This window comes from Pseudomonas sp. S2_A02 (assembly GCF_054668495.1).
This window is the reverse complement of record NZ_CP162776.1, coordinates 822,240-838,332: the sequence shown is the minus strand read 5'-3', so window position 1 is coordinate 838,332 and position 16,093 is coordinate 822,240. Positions and strand designations below refer to the sequence as shown.

General features: G+C 58.8%; 17 protein-coding genes. 6 read left to right on the top strand and 11 right to left on the bottom strand.

All coding sequences use genetic code 11. The annotated features are described in order from the left end of the window. Positions 1 to 233 precede the first annotated feature (233 nt). Positions 234 to 1,514, top strand: coding sequence for a serine/threonine transporter (locus AB4O41_RS03525; RefSeq protein ID WP_460146271.1), 1,281 nt, complete (start codon positions 234 to 236; stop codon positions 1,512 to 1,514). A 206-nt stretch (positions 1,515 to 1,720) separates the two neighbouring features. On the opposite strand, the gene acnB is transcribed toward AB4O41_RS03525, so the two are convergent. Continuing rightward, positions 1,721 to 4,321, bottom strand: a complete 2,601-nt coding sequence (gene acnB / locus AB4O41_RS03520; RefSeq protein WP_032835413.1) for a bifunctional aconitate hydratase 2/2-methylisocitrate dehydratase — start codon at positions 4,319 to 4,321, stop codon at positions 1,721 to 1,723. Positions 4,322 to 4,785: 464 nt separating this feature from the next. Here acnB and AB4O41_RS03515 point away from each other — a divergent pair, with 464 nt between their 5' ends. Next, positions 4,786 to 5,256, top strand: a complete 471-nt coding sequence (locus AB4O41_RS03515) for a DUF1289 domain-containing protein (protein WP_030130429.1) — start codon at positions 4,786 to 4,788, stop codon at positions 5,254 to 5,256. A gap of 129 nt (positions 5,257 to 5,385) precedes the next feature. On the opposite strand, the gene AB4O41_RS03510 is transcribed toward AB4O41_RS03515, so the two are convergent. Beyond that, positions 5,386 to 6,249 (bottom strand): universal stress protein, encoded by an 864-nt coding sequence (locus tag AB4O41_RS03510; protein ID WP_460146269.1) that lies wholly within the window; start codon positions 6,247 to 6,249, stop codon positions 5,386 to 5,388. Positions 6,250 to 6,411: 162 nt separating this feature from the next. Between AB4O41_RS03510 and AB4O41_RS03505 the strand changes: the two genes are divergently transcribed. Beyond that, a complete protein-coding gene (locus AB4O41_RS03505; protein ID WP_460146267.1) occupies positions 6,412 to 7,020 on the top strand; it encodes a MiaE family protein in 609 nt (202 codons plus the stop codon). A gap of 144 nt (positions 7,021 to 7,164) precedes the next feature. Here the strand turns inward: AB4O41_RS03505 and AB4O41_RS03500 are convergent, their stop codons facing one another. From AB4O41_RS03500 to AB4O41_RS03485, 4 genes are all read right to left on the bottom strand, one after another. Beyond that, on the bottom strand, positions 7,165 to 7,653 hold the full coding sequence (locus AB4O41_RS03500; RefSeq protein WP_460146265.1) for a GFA family protein: 489 nt from the start codon (positions 7,651 to 7,653) through the stop codon (positions 7,165 to 7,167). Positions 7,654 to 7,847: 194 nt separating this feature from the next. Then, a complete protein-coding gene (locus tag AB4O41_RS03495) occupies positions 7,848 to 8,465 on the bottom strand; it encodes a DNA-3-methyladenine glycosylase family protein (protein ID WP_460146263.1) in 618 nt (205 codons plus the stop codon). 75 nt (positions 8,466 to 8,540) lie between these two features. Next, entirely contained in the window at positions 8,541 to 9,353 is an 813-nt protein-coding gene (locus AB4O41_RS03490; protein WP_460146262.1) for an isocitrate lyase/PEP mutase family protein, read from the bottom strand. 44 nt (positions 9,354 to 9,397) lie between these two features. Then, positions 9,398 to 10,480 (bottom strand): bifunctional transcriptional activator/DNA repair enzyme AdaA, encoded by a 1,083-nt coding sequence (locus AB4O41_RS03485; RefSeq protein ID WP_460146260.1) that lies wholly within the window; start codon positions 10,478 to 10,480, stop codon positions 9,398 to 9,400. Positions 10,481 to 10,606: 126 nt separating this feature from the next. On the opposite strand from AB4O41_RS03485, the gene AB4O41_RS03480 reads away from it, so the two are divergent. Continuing rightward, positions 10,607 to 11,020 carry a VOC family protein gene (locus AB4O41_RS03480; RefSeq protein ID WP_460146259.1) on the top strand — a complete coding sequence of 138 codons (414 nt, stop codon included), beginning with the start codon at positions 10,607 to 10,609 and terminating at the stop codon, positions 11,018 to 11,020. 3 nt (positions 11,021 to 11,023) lie between these two features. Here the strand turns inward: AB4O41_RS03480 and AB4O41_RS03475 are convergent, their stop codons facing one another. The 3 genes from AB4O41_RS03475 to AB4O41_RS03465 form a co-directional block, all read right to left on the bottom strand. Then, positions 11,024 to 11,644, bottom strand: a complete 621-nt coding sequence (locus tag AB4O41_RS03475; RefSeq protein WP_460146257.1) for a LysE family translocator — start codon at positions 11,642 to 11,644, stop codon at positions 11,024 to 11,026. Positions 11,645 to 11,929: 285 nt separating this feature from the next. Next, positions 11,930 to 12,289 (bottom strand): DUF6124 family protein, encoded by a 360-nt coding sequence (locus AB4O41_RS03470; protein ID WP_460146255.1) that lies wholly within the window; start codon positions 12,287 to 12,289, stop codon positions 11,930 to 11,932. Between the two features lie 565 nt (positions 12,290 to 12,854). Continuing rightward, positions 12,855 to 13,145: a hypothetical protein gene (locus AB4O41_RS03465; RefSeq protein WP_460146253.1), complete on the bottom strand. Its 291-nt coding sequence runs from the start codon at positions 13,143 to 13,145 to the stop codon at positions 12,855 to 12,857. A gap of 309 nt (positions 13,146 to 13,454) precedes the next feature. On the opposite strand from AB4O41_RS03465, the gene AB4O41_RS03460 reads away from it, so the two are divergent. Next, complete coding sequence (locus AB4O41_RS03460) at positions 13,455 to 13,799, top strand: cupin domain-containing protein (protein WP_460146251.1); 345 nt, start codon at positions 13,455 to 13,457, stop codon at positions 13,797 to 13,799. A gap of 233 nt (positions 13,800 to 14,032) precedes the next feature. Here the strand turns inward: AB4O41_RS03460 and AB4O41_RS03455 are convergent, their stop codons facing one another. Next, on the bottom strand, positions 14,033 to 14,245 hold the full coding sequence (locus AB4O41_RS03455; protein WP_205889300.1) for a DUF1059 domain-containing protein: 213 nt from the start codon (positions 14,243 to 14,245) through the stop codon (positions 14,033 to 14,035). Positions 14,246 to 14,487: 242 nt separating this feature from the next. Here AB4O41_RS03455 and AB4O41_RS03450 point away from each other — a divergent pair, with 242 nt between their 5' ends. Next, on the top strand, positions 14,488 to 15,075 hold the full coding sequence (locus tag AB4O41_RS03450; protein WP_460146249.1) for a LysE family translocator: 588 nt from the start codon (positions 14,488 to 14,490) through the stop codon (positions 15,073 to 15,075). 181 nt (positions 15,076 to 15,256) lie between these two features. On the opposite strand, the gene AB4O41_RS03445 is transcribed toward AB4O41_RS03450, so the two are convergent. Continuing rightward, positions 15,257 to 16,090: an AraC family ligand binding domain-containing protein gene (locus AB4O41_RS03445; protein WP_460146247.1), complete on the bottom strand. Its 834-nt coding sequence runs from the start codon at positions 16,088 to 16,090 to the stop codon at positions 15,257 to 15,259. Between the last annotated feature and the right edge of the window lie 3 nt (positions 16,091 to 16,093).

Sequence of the window (16,093 nt, the reverse complement as noted above, 5' to 3'; positions counted from 1 at the left end):
CGCGGTATTACTGATGGACCGAGGCGACTGGTTAGCGGGCAAGCCACGTTCCTACAGGAGAACGCAGGCGCCCGCTGCATCTGATCCGCATAACCATTGCTCAGCTAAGTCTTTGCTTCTGTAGCTTAATCCCGGACAATCGCGCCCCTGTTTCGGCCAGGGCGCTGCCTGTCGGTTTTTTCCGACTCGTCCTGACCGGGTGGCAAGTGACCGGAAAGCGGAGATCCGACCGGATGAATGATCAGGCCAATAGCGTCGACGAACGCTATGTAGCGGCGACACCAGCGAACCTCGAAAGCTGGAATCGCCATGACACCACCTGGATGCTGGGCCTGTTTGGCACGGCAATCGGGGCCGGTACCCTGTTTTTACCGATCAATGCGGGGCTGGGCGGCTTCTGGCCGCTGCTGATCCTGGCATTGCTGGCGTTCCCCATGACGTTTTACGCACACCGTGGCCTGACCCGCTTTGTGTTGTCCGGCCGCGAAGGCGCCGACATCACCGAAGTGGTGGAAGAACACTTTGGCATCAAGGCGGGCGCGTTGATCACGTTGCTGTATTTCTTCGCGATCTTCCCTATCCTGCTGATTTATAGCGTGGCCCTGACCAACACTGTGGGCAGTTTCCTCGAGCATCAACTGCACATCATGCCGCCACCGCGCGCCGTGCTGTCGTTCGTATTGATTCTCGGCCTGTTGGCAGTGGTGCGCTGCGGTGAGCAGATGATCGTCAAGGCCATGAGTCTGATGGTGTATCCGTTCATCGTCGCGCTGCTGTTCCTGGCGATGTTCCTGGTTCCGCATTGGAATGGTGGCATCCTCAGCACCGCGACCACGCTACCTGAGCCCTCGGCGTTGCTGCACACGCTGTGGCTGGCAATTCCGGTGATGGTGTTTTCGTTCAACCATTCGCCGATCATCTCGGCGTTCGCGGTGGACCAGAAGCGTCGCCATGGCGTGAATGCCCAAGAGCGCAGCTCGCAGATCCTCTCCCGCGCCCACCTCTTGATGGTGGTGATGGTGCTGTTCTTCGTCTTCAGTTGCGTGCTGACCTTGTCGCCGGCGCAATTGGCGGAAGCCAAGGCGCAGAACCTGTCGATTCTGTCGTACCTGGCCAACCACTTCAGCAACCCAACCATTGCCTTCGCGGCGCCGTTGATTGCTTTCGTGGCCATTTCCAAGTCGTTCCTGGGTCACTACATCGGCGCCAGCGAAGGCTTGAAGGGTCTGATCGTCAAGAGCGGCAAACGCCCGACACCGAAGACGCTGGACCGCATGACTGCGGCGTTCATGCTGGTGGTCTGCTGGATCGTTGCCACGCTGAACCCAAGCATTCTCGGGATGATCGAAACCCTCGGTGGCCCGGTCATCGCGGCGATCCTGTTCCTGATGCCGATGTACGCGATCCGCAAGGTTCCGGCCATGGCGCGCTTTCGTGGCCAGGCCTCTAACGTCTTCGTGACGGCGGTGGGCCTGGTGGCGATCTCGGCGTTGATCTACTCCCTGACTGCCTGACCGAGATTGATCGTTCCCACGCTCTGCGTGGGAATGCAGCCCGGGACGCTCCGCGTCCCTTTCGAGAGCTGGAACGCGGAGCGTCCCTTGAGGCATTCCCACGCGGAGCGTGGGAACGATCGATAACAGTGACTCCCACATTTCTTCAGGCATAAAAAAACGCCGCTCATCTCACGATGGGCGGCGTTTTTTATGGCGTTGTAACGTTAGGCTTGAACGACCGGGATGTTGGCGTTCGCAGCAGCTTCACGGAACTCGGCGATCTGGTCGAAGGACAGGTAGCGGTAAACATCGGCCGCCATGCTGTCGATCTTGCCAGCGTATTCCATGTACTCCTCGACGGTCGGCAGGCGACCCAGGATCGACGCAACGGACGCCAGTTCGGCCGAAGCCAGGTAGACGTTCGCGCCGTCGCCCAGACGGTTCGGGAAGTTACGGGTCGATGTCGACACAACAGTCGAGTTCGGCTCTACACGTGCCTGGTTACCCATGCACAGCGAGCAGCCTGGCATTTCCATGCGTGCACCGGCCTTGCCGTAGATGCCGTAGTAGCCTTCTTCGGTCAGTTGGTGAGCGTCCATTTTTGTCGGCGGCGACAGCCACAGACGGGTTGGCAGCTGACCCTTGACCTGTTCCAGCAACTTGCCGGCAGCGCGGAAGTGACCGATGTTGGTCATGCACGAACCGATGAACACTTCGTCGATCTTCTCGCCAGCAACGCTGGACAGCAGACGGGCGTCGTCCGGATCGTTTGGCGCGCAGAGCACAGGCTCTTTGATGTCGGCCAGGTCGATTTCGATGACTTCAGCGTATTCGGCGTCAGCATCGGCAACCATCAACTCAGGGTTGGCGATCCAGGCTTCCATCGCTTGAGCACGACGTTCCAGGGTACGCACATCACCGTAGCCTTCACCGATCATCCAGCGCAGCAGGGTGATGTTCGATTGCAGGTATTCGGTGATCGACTCTTTCGACAGCTTGATGGTGCAACCGGCAGCCGAACGTTCGGCCGAGGCGTCGGACAGCTCGAAAGCCTGTTCGATGCTCAGGTTGTCCAGACCTTCGATTTCCAGGATGCGGCCGGAGAAGGCGTTCTTCTTGCCTTTCTTCTCGACGGTCAGCAAACCAGCCTGAATCGCGAAGTAAGGAATGGCGTGAACCAGGTCACGCAAGGTGACGCCCGGTTGCATTTCGCCTTTGAAGCGCACCAGGATCGATTCCGGCATGTCCAGCGGCATCACGCCAGTGGCAGCGGCGAATGCGACCAGACCGGAACCGGCCGGGAACGAAATGCCCATCGGGAAACGGGTGTGGGAGTCACCACCGGTGCCGACGGTGTCCGGCAGCAGCATGCGGTTCAGCCAGCTGTGGATGATGCCGTCGCCCGGACGCAGGGAAACGCCGCCGCGGGTCATGATGAAGTCAGGCAGGGTGTGGTGGGTAGTCACGTCGATCGGCTTTGGATAAGCCGCGGTGTGGCAGAACGACTGCATCACCAGATCAGCGGAGAAGCCCAGGCACGCCAGGTCTTTCAGTTCGTCACGGGTCATTGGACCGGTGGTGTCCTGGGAACCGACGGTGGTCATCTTCGGTTCGCAGTAGGTGCCTGGACGCACACCGGCTACGCCGCACGCCTTGCCGACCATTTTCTGCGCCAGGGTGAAACCCTTGGTGCTTTCGATCGGGGCATCCGGCTTCTTGAACAGGTCGAACGCTGGCAGACCCAGTTCGGCGCGAGCCTTATCGGTCAGGCCACGGCCGATGATCAGCGGAATACGACCGCCGGCACGGACTTCGTCCAACAGCACAGGGGTCTTCATTTCGAAGGTGGTGATGACTTCGTCGGTACCGTGCTTGCAGACTTTGCCTGCGTGCGGGTACAGGTCGATCACGTCGCCCATGTTGATGTTGGTTACGTCGAACTCGATTGGCAGTGCGCCGGCATCTTCCATGGTGTTGTAGAAGATTGGAGCGATCTTGCTGCCGAAGCAGAAGCCGCCAGCACGCTTGTTCGGCACGAAAGGAACGTCGTCGCCGAAGAACCACAGCACCGAGTTGGTGGCCGATTTACGCGACGAACCGGTGCCGACCACGTCACCGACGTAGGCGATCGGGAAGCCGCTGTTGCGCATTTCTTCAATCTGCTTCATCGGACCGATGGAGCCTTGCACGTCCGGCACGATGCCGTCGCGAGCCATTTTCAGCATCGCCAGGGCGTGCAGCGGGATGTCCGGGCGGGACCAGGCATCAGGAGCAGGGGACAGGTCGTCGGTGTTGGTTTCGCCAGTCACCTTGAACACGCGCAGGCTGATCTTGTCGGCCAGCACAGGGCGGTTCTTGAACCACTCGCCGTCGGCCCAGGATTGCAGAACGCCTTTGGCGTGAACGTTGCCGTTCTTGGCGCGTTCAGCGACGTCATGGAAGGCGTCGAACATCAGCAGGGTGTGCTTGAGTTCTTCGGCGGCTACTGGTGCCAGTTCGGCGTCGTCCAGCAGATTGACCAGCGTCACGATGTTGTAGCCGCCCTGCATGGTGCCGAGCAGTTCAACAGCGCGTTTCTTGTCGATCAGAGGGGATTTGGCTTCGCCTTTGGCGAGGGCAGAGAGGAAACCGGCCTTTACATAGGCAGCTTCGTCCACGCCTGGCGGAACGCGATTGGTGATCAGGTCAACGAGGAAGGCTTCTTCGCCAGCCGGGGGATTCTTCAGCAGCTCGACCAGGCCTGCAGTTTGTTCGGCGTTAAGCGGCTGGGGAACGATACCCAGTGCTGCACGCTCTTCGATATGTTTGCGGTAGGCTTCAAGCACAGTTATTACCCTCATCAGTGGTCCCAAATGGGTGTCCGGGACGCTCATCCCGAAATTACCGTACTCATGCGCTGCGTGGCGTTTTGGGCCGCTTAGCCAGAATTACCGGCAATTCCTTACAGAAGCTGCTTTCAAAGTTTTACGCCTGCAGAACGGGGAGCTGATGAGGGTTGGCGTCAGGTTTTTCACCGCTGAAAAACCCTTCGCCAACACCGCTCTGAAGGAACGACTGTGCTCGTGACGCTTTGAAAACAGCTTCTAACGGACATTGGCGCCTTAAAAGGCTGGCTGATTCTACGGCAAAAAAAATTAAAGGTAAGTCAGGGTCTATTGAACTTTGGTGGCGAGCCGCGGCCGTCACCAAAGTCCAATAGACCCTGAGGCCCTGAATTTTGAGGGGTGATGAATGTTGGACAAAGGGCTAACATGCCGACCTGTTCTGCTTTCCCGTGTTTTGCCTACCTATGCCCAATCAGACCATCAAGACCCCCTGCGTCGGCCTCTGCTCCACTGTTTACGGTGATCTGGTGTGCCGTGGCTGCAAGCGTTTCCACCATGAAGTGATTCACTGGAACGGTTACAACGAGGAAGAAAAACGCGCGGTGTGGCTGCGTCTTGAGCAACTGCTGTCACAGGTTATGGCCAGCAAGATAGAGATTTTCGATCCCGCGTTGCTGCGCCTGCAGCTGGAACAGCGCAAGATCCGCTTTGTGCCGCATCAGTCGGAATATTGCTGGGCTTATCAGCTGATTGCCCGGGGTGCGCGGGTCATCAATAATCTGGAAGCCTACGGGATGGTGCTGCTGCCGGAGTTCCGCGACTGGAACCTGCCGGAACTGCGCGATGCCATTGATCGGGAATTTTTCCTGCTGTCTGAGGCGCATTACCAGCGCTACATTGCGCCGGGGTTTCTCAAGGATGCGTTCGGCGGTTAAATTTTAAAAGCTTCGCGAGCAAGCCCGCTCCCACATTGGATCTGTGTCGTTCACAAATTTCATGTCCAATGGAGATCCCATGTGGGAGCGGGCTTGCTCGCGAAGGCTATCTATCTGGCGCCGAAAATCTCAATGCTGGGTCACAATCTCTTCCAGATGATCCATGACCGTATCCGGCTTGAGCACCAGCACATCGCTTTCCAGCGCATCCAGCACCACTTCCGCCGTATTACCGATCAACGCCCCGGACAACCCGGTCCGCGCCACGGTGCCGATCACCGTCACCGATGCCCCCAATTTATGGGCTATATACGGAATCAACACATCCGCCGGACCTTCCTCGATGTGCAGATGGTCATCATCAATGTCGAACTCGGCCTGGAACGCCTTGCACTGCTCGCGATAACTGGCCTCGATGGTTTCTTTTAACTGGAATGTCGGGTCAGCGGCCGACAGCATCGGCGACGGGTGAGCGCTGATCACGTGCAAATGAGCTCTGGCCAGGCTGGCGATGTCGTAGCCATGATCAATGATGCTGGCGTGCAAGGTGCGGTGTTCGCCGTCGATGTTGCCGACATCGATAGCCGCCAGGATCACGCCGCCAGTCCAGGGTTTCGAGGTTTTCACCAGCAACACTGGAGTAGGGCAGGAGCGCAGCAGTTTCCAGTCCGCCGGCGTCAGCAGCGCCTTTTTCAATGCACTGTCGGGAAAATGTTGCTTGATCACCAGCCCGCAGCCTTCGGCTTGCTGCACATCGACGATGGTTTCGTGCAGGCTTTCGTTCCAGGCCTGTTCGGTGGTGACGCTGTAACCGTCCTCCAGCAGGGCCGCCTTGAGCACGCCCAGCATGCCAGCGTGGTCATGCTTTTTATCGCAGACCAGCAGGTGCAAATGGGCCTGGGTCACGCCAGCGATCAGTTTGGCCCGTTTGAGCGCCAGGCTCTCCGAGTGCTCGGGTTCGATGACCACCAGAATGCTGCGAATGGCTTGCATGATCGGAATCTCCCTGGAAGGTAAAAAACACTGCGTTGGACAACTATAGTTGCTGGTCGGCATTCGGCGACTTGATGCATATCAACGGTTGGCGGCTGGTGGTCTGTCGGCAGGCCGGTATAATCGGCGCCCTTCGTTCTGTACCTTTTATCCGTGAGCCCCATGATCCTTCCCGAAATTCACGAATTCCTTGGCTGCCGCACGCCCGATGGCTGGGTCCAGGCCGCGCTGGCCGATCAGGAAACCCTGCTGATCGACCACAAAAACTGCGAATTCAAGGCGGCCAGCACGGCGTTAAGCCTGATTGCCAAATACCACTCCCATGTCGATCTGATCAACCTGATGTCGCGTCTGGCCCGGGAAGAGCTGGTGCACCACGAGCAGGTCATGCGCCTGATGAAAAAGCGCAAGATCGAGCTGCGTCAGCTGTCCGCCGGGCGTTACGCCTCGGGGCTGCGCAAAGTGGTGCGCAGCCACGAACCGGTGAAGCTGGTGGATACGCTGGTGGTCGGCGCCTTCATCGAAGCGCGCAGCTGCGAGCGTTTCGAGGCGTTGGTGCCGCATCTGGATGAAGAACTGGGCAAGTTCTACTTCGGTCTGCTGAAAAGCGAGGCGCGGCATTTCCAGGGTTACCTGAAACTGGCCTATCAGTACGGTGACGCCAAGGACATCGTCCAGGTGATCGACAAGGTTCGTGACGCCGAGCAGGCGTTGATCGAGTCGCCGGATGTGGAGTTTCGCTTTCACAGTGGTGTGCCGGTAGCGGCGTAACCCCCCGTATGCGGATTCGCCGTGGGCGGACGCCTTCGCGGGCAAGCCTCGCTCCTACAAGGTTCGCGTAACCCTGTAGGAGCGAGGCTTGCCCGCGAAGGGGCCATCTGCAACACATCAACATCAAAAGGTATACACCGTCTGCTAACGGCTCAACCCCAGGCGCTCATGCCATTGGGCGATGGATTCTTCGGGATAGACGTCGAACTGCTGGTCGCCCGGATGCGCCTCGACTTCCACCCACGGCGCCTTGGAACCGAGCATCAGATGCGTGTGTTCCGGTGGTACCGGCAACGGAGTGTCGATGGCCGAGGCAAACGGATGAATCAGCTCCGGCCATTCAGGACTGAACAGCCATAACCCCGAGCCGCAAAGAGAGCAGAAATGCCGCTCGGCGGTGCTGCGGCGGGCGCGTCTATCCCCTTCGTCCTTGAGCCGTGCATGGTAAATCGATATGTGCTTGCGACCGTGCACCTTGAGGCTGTCGGCATCGCCGCCCAGGTTGATCGCATAACCGCCACCGCCCTGGGTCTTGCGACAGATCGAGCAATAGCAGCGTTGATAAGGGTAGGGGTGGGCGCTGGTCAGGCTGAACGACACCGCGCCGCAATGGCAGGAGCCTTCGAGCTGCATGGGAACCTCCGACGGGTCTTGGGATGGCTCAAGACAGCCTAGACTGTCAGGGGTTCTGGGCAATTTGTGCTGGATGTGCGGGCCTCTTCGCGAGCAAGCCCGCTCCCACATTAAATCTTCAGCGAACACGGATTGTGTGTACGACGACGATCAAGTGTGGGAGCGGGCTTGCTCGCGAAGAACGATAACGCGGTCTACCGACTGGGCACCCGCCACAAATACCACGCCGCCACCGTCCGATAAGGGCTCCACGCCAGTCCGATTTCACTCATCTGCTTACGCGTCGGCTGTACCTCCAACCCCTTCAGCCGCCGATAACCTTCGCGCACCCCAAAGTCATCGGCCGGCAAAATGTCTGGCCGCTCCAGGCTGTAGATCAGCAGCATTTCCACCGTCCAGCGACCGACCCCGCGCAAGGTAATCAAGCGCTCGATCAACGCTTCATCGTCCATGGCCAGGGCTGTGGCGTAATCCGGCACCACGCCGTCCAGAGCCGCTTGAGCGATGCCCTGAATAGTCGCGATTTTGCTGGCAGAAAACCCGCAACCGCGCATCTGTTCGAAGTCTGTCGCCAGAATCTGCTCGGGCCTTGGGAAGGTGCTTGCCGGAAACAACGCCAGCAGTCGGCCGACAATCGCATCGCCGGCCTTGGCATGCAGTTGCTGATAGGCAATCGCCCGCACCAGCGACTCATAAGGATCGCGAGCCGCATGGGGCTGATGCAGGCAGGGGCCGATGGCGCTGATGTGGCGTTGCCAGTCGGCATCGAGGGTCGAAAGAAATTCGCTGGCCAGTTGATAGGTGTCGGGCATGGAGCATCCTGAAGCGCGGGTGACTGCGGGGGAGATTAGCCCTCACCCCGCAGCGCCGCACTCCATTGCTTGCGGTCAAACTTTGCCGGTGGGGGCCAGCAGGGCGTTCACTTCGCCATAAGTGAAGGCCTTGAGGTCGCTGCTATCGAGTTTTCCGGTTTCCAGAAAGCTTTTGGCTACCGATGCCATGGCGCCGTAGAGGAATTCGGCGATGCTCGAACCGGCGCTCAAACGGCGCACACCGAGGGCTTGCAGTTCTTCCGGCGAAGGCAGGCCCGCGAAACCCAGCACATTCACTGGCAGCGTCGTGCCACGGCACAGCGCTTCGATCTCATACGCCGCCGTGACGCCCGCCGCGAACAGCCCGTTGGCACCGGCGGCCTGATACAACGCGGCCCGTTTGAGTGTCTCTGCGACGCGATCTTCGGCTGGCACCAGGCCTCTGAGGTACACGTCGGTACGAGCGTTGATAAACAGCTTCACGTCCCGGCGACTGGCGACCTGGCGAGCGATTTCGATCTTGCGCGCCAGCAGCTCGGGCGGCGAAGCACCGTCCTCGATATTGATCCCCATGGCACCGGCGGCGATGACGGCGTCGATCACTTCTGCGACCCGACCCAGGTCATCGGAATAACCGGCCTCAATGTCCACGGTCAAGGGCACCGTGATGACTCGGGCGATGGATTCGACGGTGGAAACGAGACGTTCAAGCGGCAAGGTGTTGCCATCCGGGTAACCATGAACCCAAGCCACCGCCGCGCTGCTGGTGGCGACGGCCTTGCTGCCAAGTTGTTCCACCAGTCGTGCCCCAGTGGCGTCGGCGACGTTGGTCAGAATCAGCAGGCCGCTCTGGTGCAGTTGGTGGAATTGGTTGTCGAGTGTGTCCATCGAATGTCCTTCCTTATGACTTTTTTGAATAAACGGTGGAGTGATCAGAACGCGAGTTGTTGGGTGATTTGCACCGCGGCGCTTTCCAGCCTGAGCAGAAACGCCTTGCGCGGCTGCCCTCCACCATAGCCGGTCAATGAGCCATCTGCGCCGATCACCCGATGACAGGGCAGGATAATCGCCAAGCGGTTTTGTCCGTTGGCCAGACCCACGGCGCGACTGGCGCCGGGCTTGCCAAGTTGCGCGGCGATGGCGCCATAAGTAGTGGTCTGGCCGTACGGAATCTTCATCAGTTCAGCCCACACCTGCCGGGCGAAAGCGCTGCCGGGCAGGTGCAGTGGCACGTTGAAATCGGTTCGTTTACCAGCGAAGTATTGCGCCAGTTCTTGTTCAATCTGCTGCAAATGCTCGTTGTGCCCGGGTGCCACGGCGTAGCCATAACGGTTCTGCAGTTCTTCGATTTCCTTGGTCAGTGCCGGTCGATCGAGAAACTCCAGTAGCACTAGCCCACGCTGTTCGGCCATGGCGATCATTGGCCCTAGCGGTGTGGTCAGTCGAGTGAACAGCAGTGGCTCGCTGTGGGCGGCGCGGCCGGGTGTGATGTGGAACGACTTTTGAAACGCATCGCGAAAACCGCTCAGGGATTCGTAGCCGGAGTCGAACGCAGCGTTGTCGATGGATCCGCCTTGTTTGATGCCACCGAGGGCGATGCCCAGGCGCCGACTGCGCAGCCAGGCGTGAAAGGTCATGCCGAAATGCTGCTTGAACCAGCGGCGCAGTTTCAGCGGCTCGATGCCCTCGGCGAGTAACTGGGCATCGGTCCAGCGCAGGTCGGGATCCGCGTCGACGGAGTTGAGCAGCCGCTGCACCCAGTCCGGCGCGATGGCCGCGGCGTCCAGCGGCTTGCAACGCAGACAGGCCCGATAGCCCGCCGACATCGCCTCATCGGCATGGGCGAAGAACTCGACGTTTTCCGGCTTCGGTTTACGCGCCGTACAGCCGGGGCGGCAGAAAATGCCAGTGGTTTTGACCGCGGTAAAGAACACCCCCTCGTAGGCGGTGTCGCGTTCGAGCATGGCGCGAACCATCTCGGCGTGGGGCGGAAGCACAGCGTTTTGTAGGTTCATGGGCTGAGCATAGGCCGCGTCGCCCGACGCCTCCACCGGAAAATCGACAGTGAATTTTTGGGGCCCTGAGCTACAGTCATCAGGTCCCCGATAATCCTGTAAACGCTATTTTCAGGAATCTTCCTAATGCAACCGTTCACGATCAAACACATCGATCACATCGTCCTGCGCGTCAAGGATCTCGAACGAAGCATCACTTTTTACGGCGAGGTATTCGGTGCCGAAGTGGTCAAGCGCCGCGACGATCTGGGCATGGTGCATCTACGTGCAGGCACCTCGATGATCGACCTCGTCGACATCCAGGGCGAACTCGGCCGCAAGGGCGGTGCTGCCGCTGGCCACGAACGGCGCAACCTCGATCACTTCTGCCTGCGTATCGAGCCGTTCGATGAGGAAGCGCTGGTCAGTCACTTGCACTCCCATGGCCTGACACCCGAGAAAGCCGCCGTGCGTTTCGGCGCTGAAGGCCATGGGCTGTCGATCTATTGCTTCGATCCGGACGGCAACCAGGTCGAACTGAAAGGACCGTCCCAAGGGTAAAGGTCACGCCCGTTTCGCCATCAACAGCACCGAAGCCGCTGCCGACAACAATCCCGCGCAGCAACGGTTGAAAATCCGCTTGCCCCGTGGTTCGGCGAACCAGCGGCGCATGTGCAGGCCCATGTAGGCGTAGGCGCTGATGGCGATCCATTCCAGCATCAGGAACAACGCGCCGAGCACGACGAATTGCGCGGCAATCGGTCGAGTCGGGTCGACGAACTGCGGCAGGAATGCGGTGAACAGCAAGATAGCCTTGGGATTACCCGCCGCCACCAGAAACTCCTGCCGCGCCAAAGCGACAATGCCAATCGGCGCGCCGGTCACAACCTGCTCGGCCTCGGGATTGGCGCGCCACAGTTGCCAGGCCAGGTACAACAGGTAAGCGGCGCCGATGATTTTGATCGCGTAGAACAGCCATTCCGAGGTTTGCAGCACCACCGACAACCCGGCGGCGGCCAGGGCGATCATTCCGGCAAACGCCAGCAAGCGTCCGACGCCGGCCACGCAGGCGCGACGATAGCCATAACGGGTGGCGTTGCTGATCGACAGTAGATTGTTCGGGCCGGGAGCCATGTTCAGGGCGAAGCAGGCCGGGAGAAACAGGGTAAGGGTGGCGAGGTCCATGACGACGGCTCCAGTAACGAGAGCCGTATTTTTATCATGAGTGAGGAGTGGCTTGGCCCATACAGCGGTGAGCGCAAATCGCCGTACACTTGCGTTGGCTTGGTTAGCGCGCTAGTGCCAGTCATTAATCCATGTGGGAGCGGGCTTGCTCGCGAAGAGGCAGCATCTGCCAACATTAATGTTGCCTGACACACCGCTTTCGCGAGCAAGCCCGCTCCCACAGGTTCCGCGCCTTAACTGACTGGCATTGCTTGGTTAAGGCCGTTTTTTCAACAGACGAAGCGATTAGTTCTGCGGATCGATATTGTCCAGCGCCCGGTTTACCGCCAGTTCGCCCAGCATGATGTTCTGCTGAATCCCCAGTATTGTGTTGCGATGCGGGATTTCCAGAAGGTTTGCAAAATCACTGAGCATGACACTGGCTGATGCCAGTGATTCGCAGGCATGGGCCAGCAAGCTTTCGGTATCCATGTCGGGGGCGACGATGAACATTCTGCTGGGTTTACGGGCGGCAGCGGGTTCTTTGGGGGGCTTGAGGTAATGATCGAGCGCGCGTTCCGCCGCGTCGTGGAGCTTTTTTGAATCGATGGAGTCGTAGGGGGAAACGTCGTCGGTTTCTGGAGGATTAGGCGTAATTTTGAACATGTCTTAACTCTCAAAGTGAGGCTGCGACCAGTTCGCGACTAAACGAAATGGAGGCAGCTGTGCACAGGTTAGTCGACCGACGAGCTAAGAAATCGGCGCACCCGAGGGTGCCCTGCGCACAGCCACCATCAGGTGCAGGGATGGGATACCTGACTGAATGGCACTTATGCGACTTAGCAACGACGGGCGACTAAACCCGACCACTGATAGGCAGTGGCAGGGAAACGATAGAGGCCAGGGGCAAGACGCACAAGCCGGCGGATTCTGGCGTAGTCGTAGGCAATGACGCAAGACGCTGTAGCTTTCAGGAAGTAACGCGCAGCCATATTAAACAAGCCTCCTTAAACACCCAAAATCTCTGTGGGAGCGGGCTTGCTCGCGAAGGCAAAGTTTTATTCAAAAGAGCCGTTGACTGATCCACCGCTATCGCGAGCAAGCTCGCTCCCACAGGGATCTCCTTCGTGATTCAGGCTGGGAGAAAAACAGGGTACAGACCACGATTGCCCGGCATTCGCCTTGAATCGCGACCTGTCCCTTCTAACGTAAGATCAACTGGAAGGGCCTGCTATTTGATCTGCACAATCACCGGACCTTCTGTCACGATCGGCGGGTTCGCGTGGATATTCGATGCGTTTTTCTGAATCCAGTCGCGCGCGACTTTCAAGCTCGCATCGCTGCCGGCCTTGTCCGTGCAAACAGTCACTGCGGTACCGCCATCACCCGTATTCAGCAATGTGTAACTGACCAGGCCAGGTACTGTCCGCAGGGTCGCTTCGACGTCGGCGCTGCGCTGTTCTAAAAGATCGAAAAGCTGCTTCGCGCCAGCACCCAAGTAGGTTCTTATAACTGCATACATAGTTGTCTCCTTTGGGCGTTACCGTCCTGATGCCTAGCCAGATCCGCTGATGGCCGTTATCACTCAGGTTTCAGTTCGTCCCGATTTATTCAGCTTAGCCAAACGCCGGCGACAAGCGAAATGCAACGACCATCGGCCACTTAAAATGGAACGAACCGGCCTTGTGACGGCGGTGCAAGACACCTGCTTCGACGTTCATACAGGCGTTTTGCGTGAGTCAGGAGTTTCTGCCTTCTGCCCAACGAGCTTTCCCGCCTTTTAGGGTGTTTACTTCTAGTCAGGCCCTGTATGTACAGAGAGGAGAGCACCATGAGCAACGAACAGATGGCACCTGAGACAAAAGGTGTTGCGGTGAAGTTACTTGCAACGATGGACCTCGGCCCTGAGATCGAGGGCATGGCAGGGCGCCAACTCAGAATGCGTATGGTGACCATTGAGCCTGGAGGCGTCTTCGGGCCGATTCATAATCATAAAGACAGGCCCGGCACCGTCTACATACTGCAAGGAACGATCACTGACCATCGAAATGGAGTCGCCACGGACTATGGGCCGGGAGTGGGCTGGCCCGAGGATCGGAACACCACGCACTGGCTTGAGAATAGAGGAACGGTTCCGGCGGTGGAGATCTCGGTCGATATTGTCAGGCAAGAGTAAACGCAGGCCCCACATCTAACACGGTCGGGCTCTCGTGCACCCAAATAGCTGCGGTGGGCAAGCGTAACGAGGCACTCTCCAGGGTTTTCCAGAGATTGCGCTTAAATCGTCGGATTTTTGGCCGTTCCCAAAATCCCCGGAGCTGCCGCAGGCTGCGATCTTTTGATCCTGACCTTCTGAAAATCAAGATCAAAAGAGCGCAGCCTTCAACAGCTCCTACAGGAATCTCCTTATCAAGCGGGACGCGGTGCTTCAACAGGCGGGGTGCCATCGTGAAACATTGTCTTCAGTTGAGCACGCAGTTGCGGTGAGTCGGTGTGCTTGTGAACGCTGACCGCATGCTGTGCGGCGGCCTCGAGCAGTTCGTTTTCAGAGTCTGCGGACAACGCGACCGAGCATTTGGAATCGCTTGGAAACTCGCGGCAGTCGATGTATTTACGCGCCATGATCTTCTCCTCCCTACGACGAAGGCAGGCCGTGGCCTGCGTGAACGATCACTCGACGCGATATCCCATATATCAAACACGATTGCAGGTCGCTTCGAGTGTGCCGACCCTTGAAGTATAGGCCCACCGCAAGGCGCATCGTGACAGGATTGCAACGACGCAGAGGGGTGTTTTCTTCAATACGGCGTTCAGCCGGCTCTTTACCTTGAAGCTTGGTTCAACTGAATTGAAGAAGGTATGCAATGAGTCTGATTCTTTCCATGGCAGCGTTTGCGTTGGCGGCTTCGATTACACCGGGACCGGTGAATGTTGTGGCGTTGAGCTCTGGCGCACAGTTTGGTTTGCGCGCGAGTCAGCGGCATGTGATCGGGGCGACTCTTGGGTTCGTGTTGCTACTTGTGCTGATGGGCCTGGGGCTGCATGAACTGCTGACACTGTGGCCGGCGCTGACGCAGGTGGTGCAATGGGCGGGGGTGGCGTTTCTGTTGTTCATGGCTTTCAAATTGGCCACTGATAACGGTCAGCTCGATGCCAAGGAGTCAGGCCGGGCACCGTCGATGCTGTATGGCGCAGTGATGCAATGGCTCAACCCGAAAGCCTGGCTGGCCTGTGTCGCGGGGATGGGCGCATTTGTCGCCGACGGCGAGGCGCGGTTGGTGTGGCAGTTTGCGGCGGTGTATCTGGTGATCTGTTACTTGTCGGTGGGTTGCTGGGCGTATGCCGGGACGTTTTTGCGCGGCTATCTGAGCAATCCGGCGGGGATGCGTTTGTTCAATCGGCTCATGGCGTTGTTGCTGGCGGTGAGTGCGGTGTACTTGCTGTTGCCATAGGTAGCAATAGTGGTTCCCAGCACAATTCTTGTTGCCATCGCTTTCCCTGTGGGAGCGGGCTTGCCCGCGATAGCGGTAGTCCATTCGACATCATTGTTGGCTGACCAGACGCCATCGCGGGCAAGCCCGCTCCCACAGGGATCTGTGTGGCAGCTCTAGATTTGTGGCGAGGGAGGATGAGTTAGCCGCGATACTGCCCCGGTGTCGCCGCCAGATGCTGTTTGAAGGCGCGCTGAAAATGCGCCTGATCGGCAAATCCCGCTTCCAGCGCCACATCGGCGATCAACTTGCCACTGCGCAGTCGATCCTGGGCGAACTGGATACGCCGGTTGATCAGAAACGCGTGAGGCGTCATGCCGTAATGCTGTTTGAAGGCACGGATCAGGTAGGACGGCGACAGCTGCGCCGCCTCGCAAATGTCTTCGAGTTTGAGCATCTGTGTGCAGTTGTCGCGGATATAGTCGGCGGCCCGTTCCAGCTTGAAATTGGGTTCGCGCAGCGGTTGATCGATGGGGTTGAGCCGCTGTTGCACCTCGGTGAAAAACTCCACCGCCGCGCTGTGCTTGGGCAGCACCTCTTGCTGCGGGTCGACCAACACCTCGTACAAATTCTTCAGGCCAGCGAACAGTTCAACGTCACGATTGTGAGTGATGGAAAACCGGCGAAACGCCGAGTCCTGGTTGAAGCCGAGCTGATGCTGCAAATCGGTCAGCCAAGGCGTCTCGACGTACAGCATCAGGTACGACCACGGCTGGTCGTCGATCGGATTGCAGGCATGCACATCGCCCGGATTCATCAGCACCAGGGTACCGGCATTGACCTGGAACTCCGATTGATCGTGGATATAGGTGCTGCGCCCGGCGGTGATTGCGCCAATGGAAAAGTGCGCGTGGGAATGCCGGCTGTAGCAGACCGAGCGACCATCGGCGATGGAACGGGCCTCGATGAAGGGCAGGGCGTCGTCGCGCCAGAAGCGCGGGGCTTTGTCTGCATCTTTGGCGACGGAGTGCTTCATCGT

What these genes read in the sequence shown, in the direction of transcription:
- AB4O41_RS03485 (WP_460146260.1), bottom strand. Translation starts at nt 10,480, where the DNA reads ATGAACCTACAAAACGCTGTGCTTCCGCCCCACGCCGAGATGGTTCGC.
- AB4O41_RS03455 (WP_205889300.1), bottom strand. Translation starts at nt 14,245, where the DNA reads ATGGCGCGTAAATACATCGACTGCCGCGAGTTTCCAAGCGATTCCAAA.
- AB4O41_RS03460 (WP_460146251.1), top strand. Translation starts at nt 13,455, where the DNA reads ATGAGCAACGAACAGATGGCACCTGAGACAAAAGGTGTTGCGGTGAAG.
- AB4O41_RS03480 (WP_460146259.1), top strand. Translation starts at nt 10,607, where the DNA reads ATGCAACCGTTCACGATCAAACACATCGATCACATCGTCCTGCGCGTC.
- AB4O41_RS03465 (WP_460146253.1), bottom strand. Translation starts at nt 13,145, where the DNA reads ATGTATGCAGTTATAAGAACCTACTTGGGTGCTGGCGCGAAGCAGCTT.
- AB4O41_RS03525 (WP_460146271.1), top strand. Translation starts at nt 234, where the DNA reads ATGAATGATCAGGCCAATAGCGTCGACGAACGCTATGTAGCGGCGACA.
- AB4O41_RS03445 (WP_460146247.1), bottom strand. Translation starts at nt 16,090, where the DNA reads ATGAAGCACTCCGTCGCCAAAGATGCAGACAAAGCCCCGCGCTTCTGG.
- AB4O41_RS03470 (WP_460146255.1), bottom strand. Translation starts at nt 12,289, where the DNA reads ATGTTCAAAATTACGCCTAATCCTCCAGAAACCGACGACGTTTCCCCC.
- AB4O41_RS03450 (WP_460146249.1), top strand. Translation starts at nt 14,488, where the DNA reads ATGAGTCTGATTCTTTCCATGGCAGCGTTTGCGTTGGCGGCTTCGATT.
- AB4O41_RS03490 (WP_460146262.1), bottom strand. Translation starts at nt 9,353, where the DNA reads ATGGACACACTCGACAACCAATTCCACCAACTGCACCAGAGCGGCCTG.
- AB4O41_RS03495 (WP_460146263.1), bottom strand. Translation starts at nt 8,465, where the DNA reads ATGCCCGACACCTATCAACTGGCCAGCGAATTTCTTTCGACCCTCGAT.
- AB4O41_RS03510 (WP_460146269.1), bottom strand. Translation starts at nt 6,249, where the DNA reads ATGCAAGCCATTCGCAGCATTCTGGTGGTCATCGAACCCGAGCACTCG.
- AB4O41_RS03500 (WP_460146265.1), bottom strand. Translation starts at nt 7,653, where the DNA reads ATGCAGCTCGAAGGCTCCTGCCATTGCGGCGCGGTGTCGTTCAGCCTG.
- AB4O41_RS03475 (WP_460146257.1), bottom strand. Translation starts at nt 11,644, where the DNA reads ATGGACCTCGCCACCCTTACCCTGTTTCTCCCGGCCTGCTTCGCCCTG.
- AB4O41_RS03515 (WP_030130429.1), top strand. Translation starts at nt 4,786, where the DNA reads ATGCCCAATCAGACCATCAAGACCCCCTGCGTCGGCCTCTGCTCCACT.
- AB4O41_RS03505 (WP_460146267.1), top strand. Translation starts at nt 6,412, where the DNA reads ATGATCCTTCCCGAAATTCACGAATTCCTTGGCTGCCGCACGCCCGAT.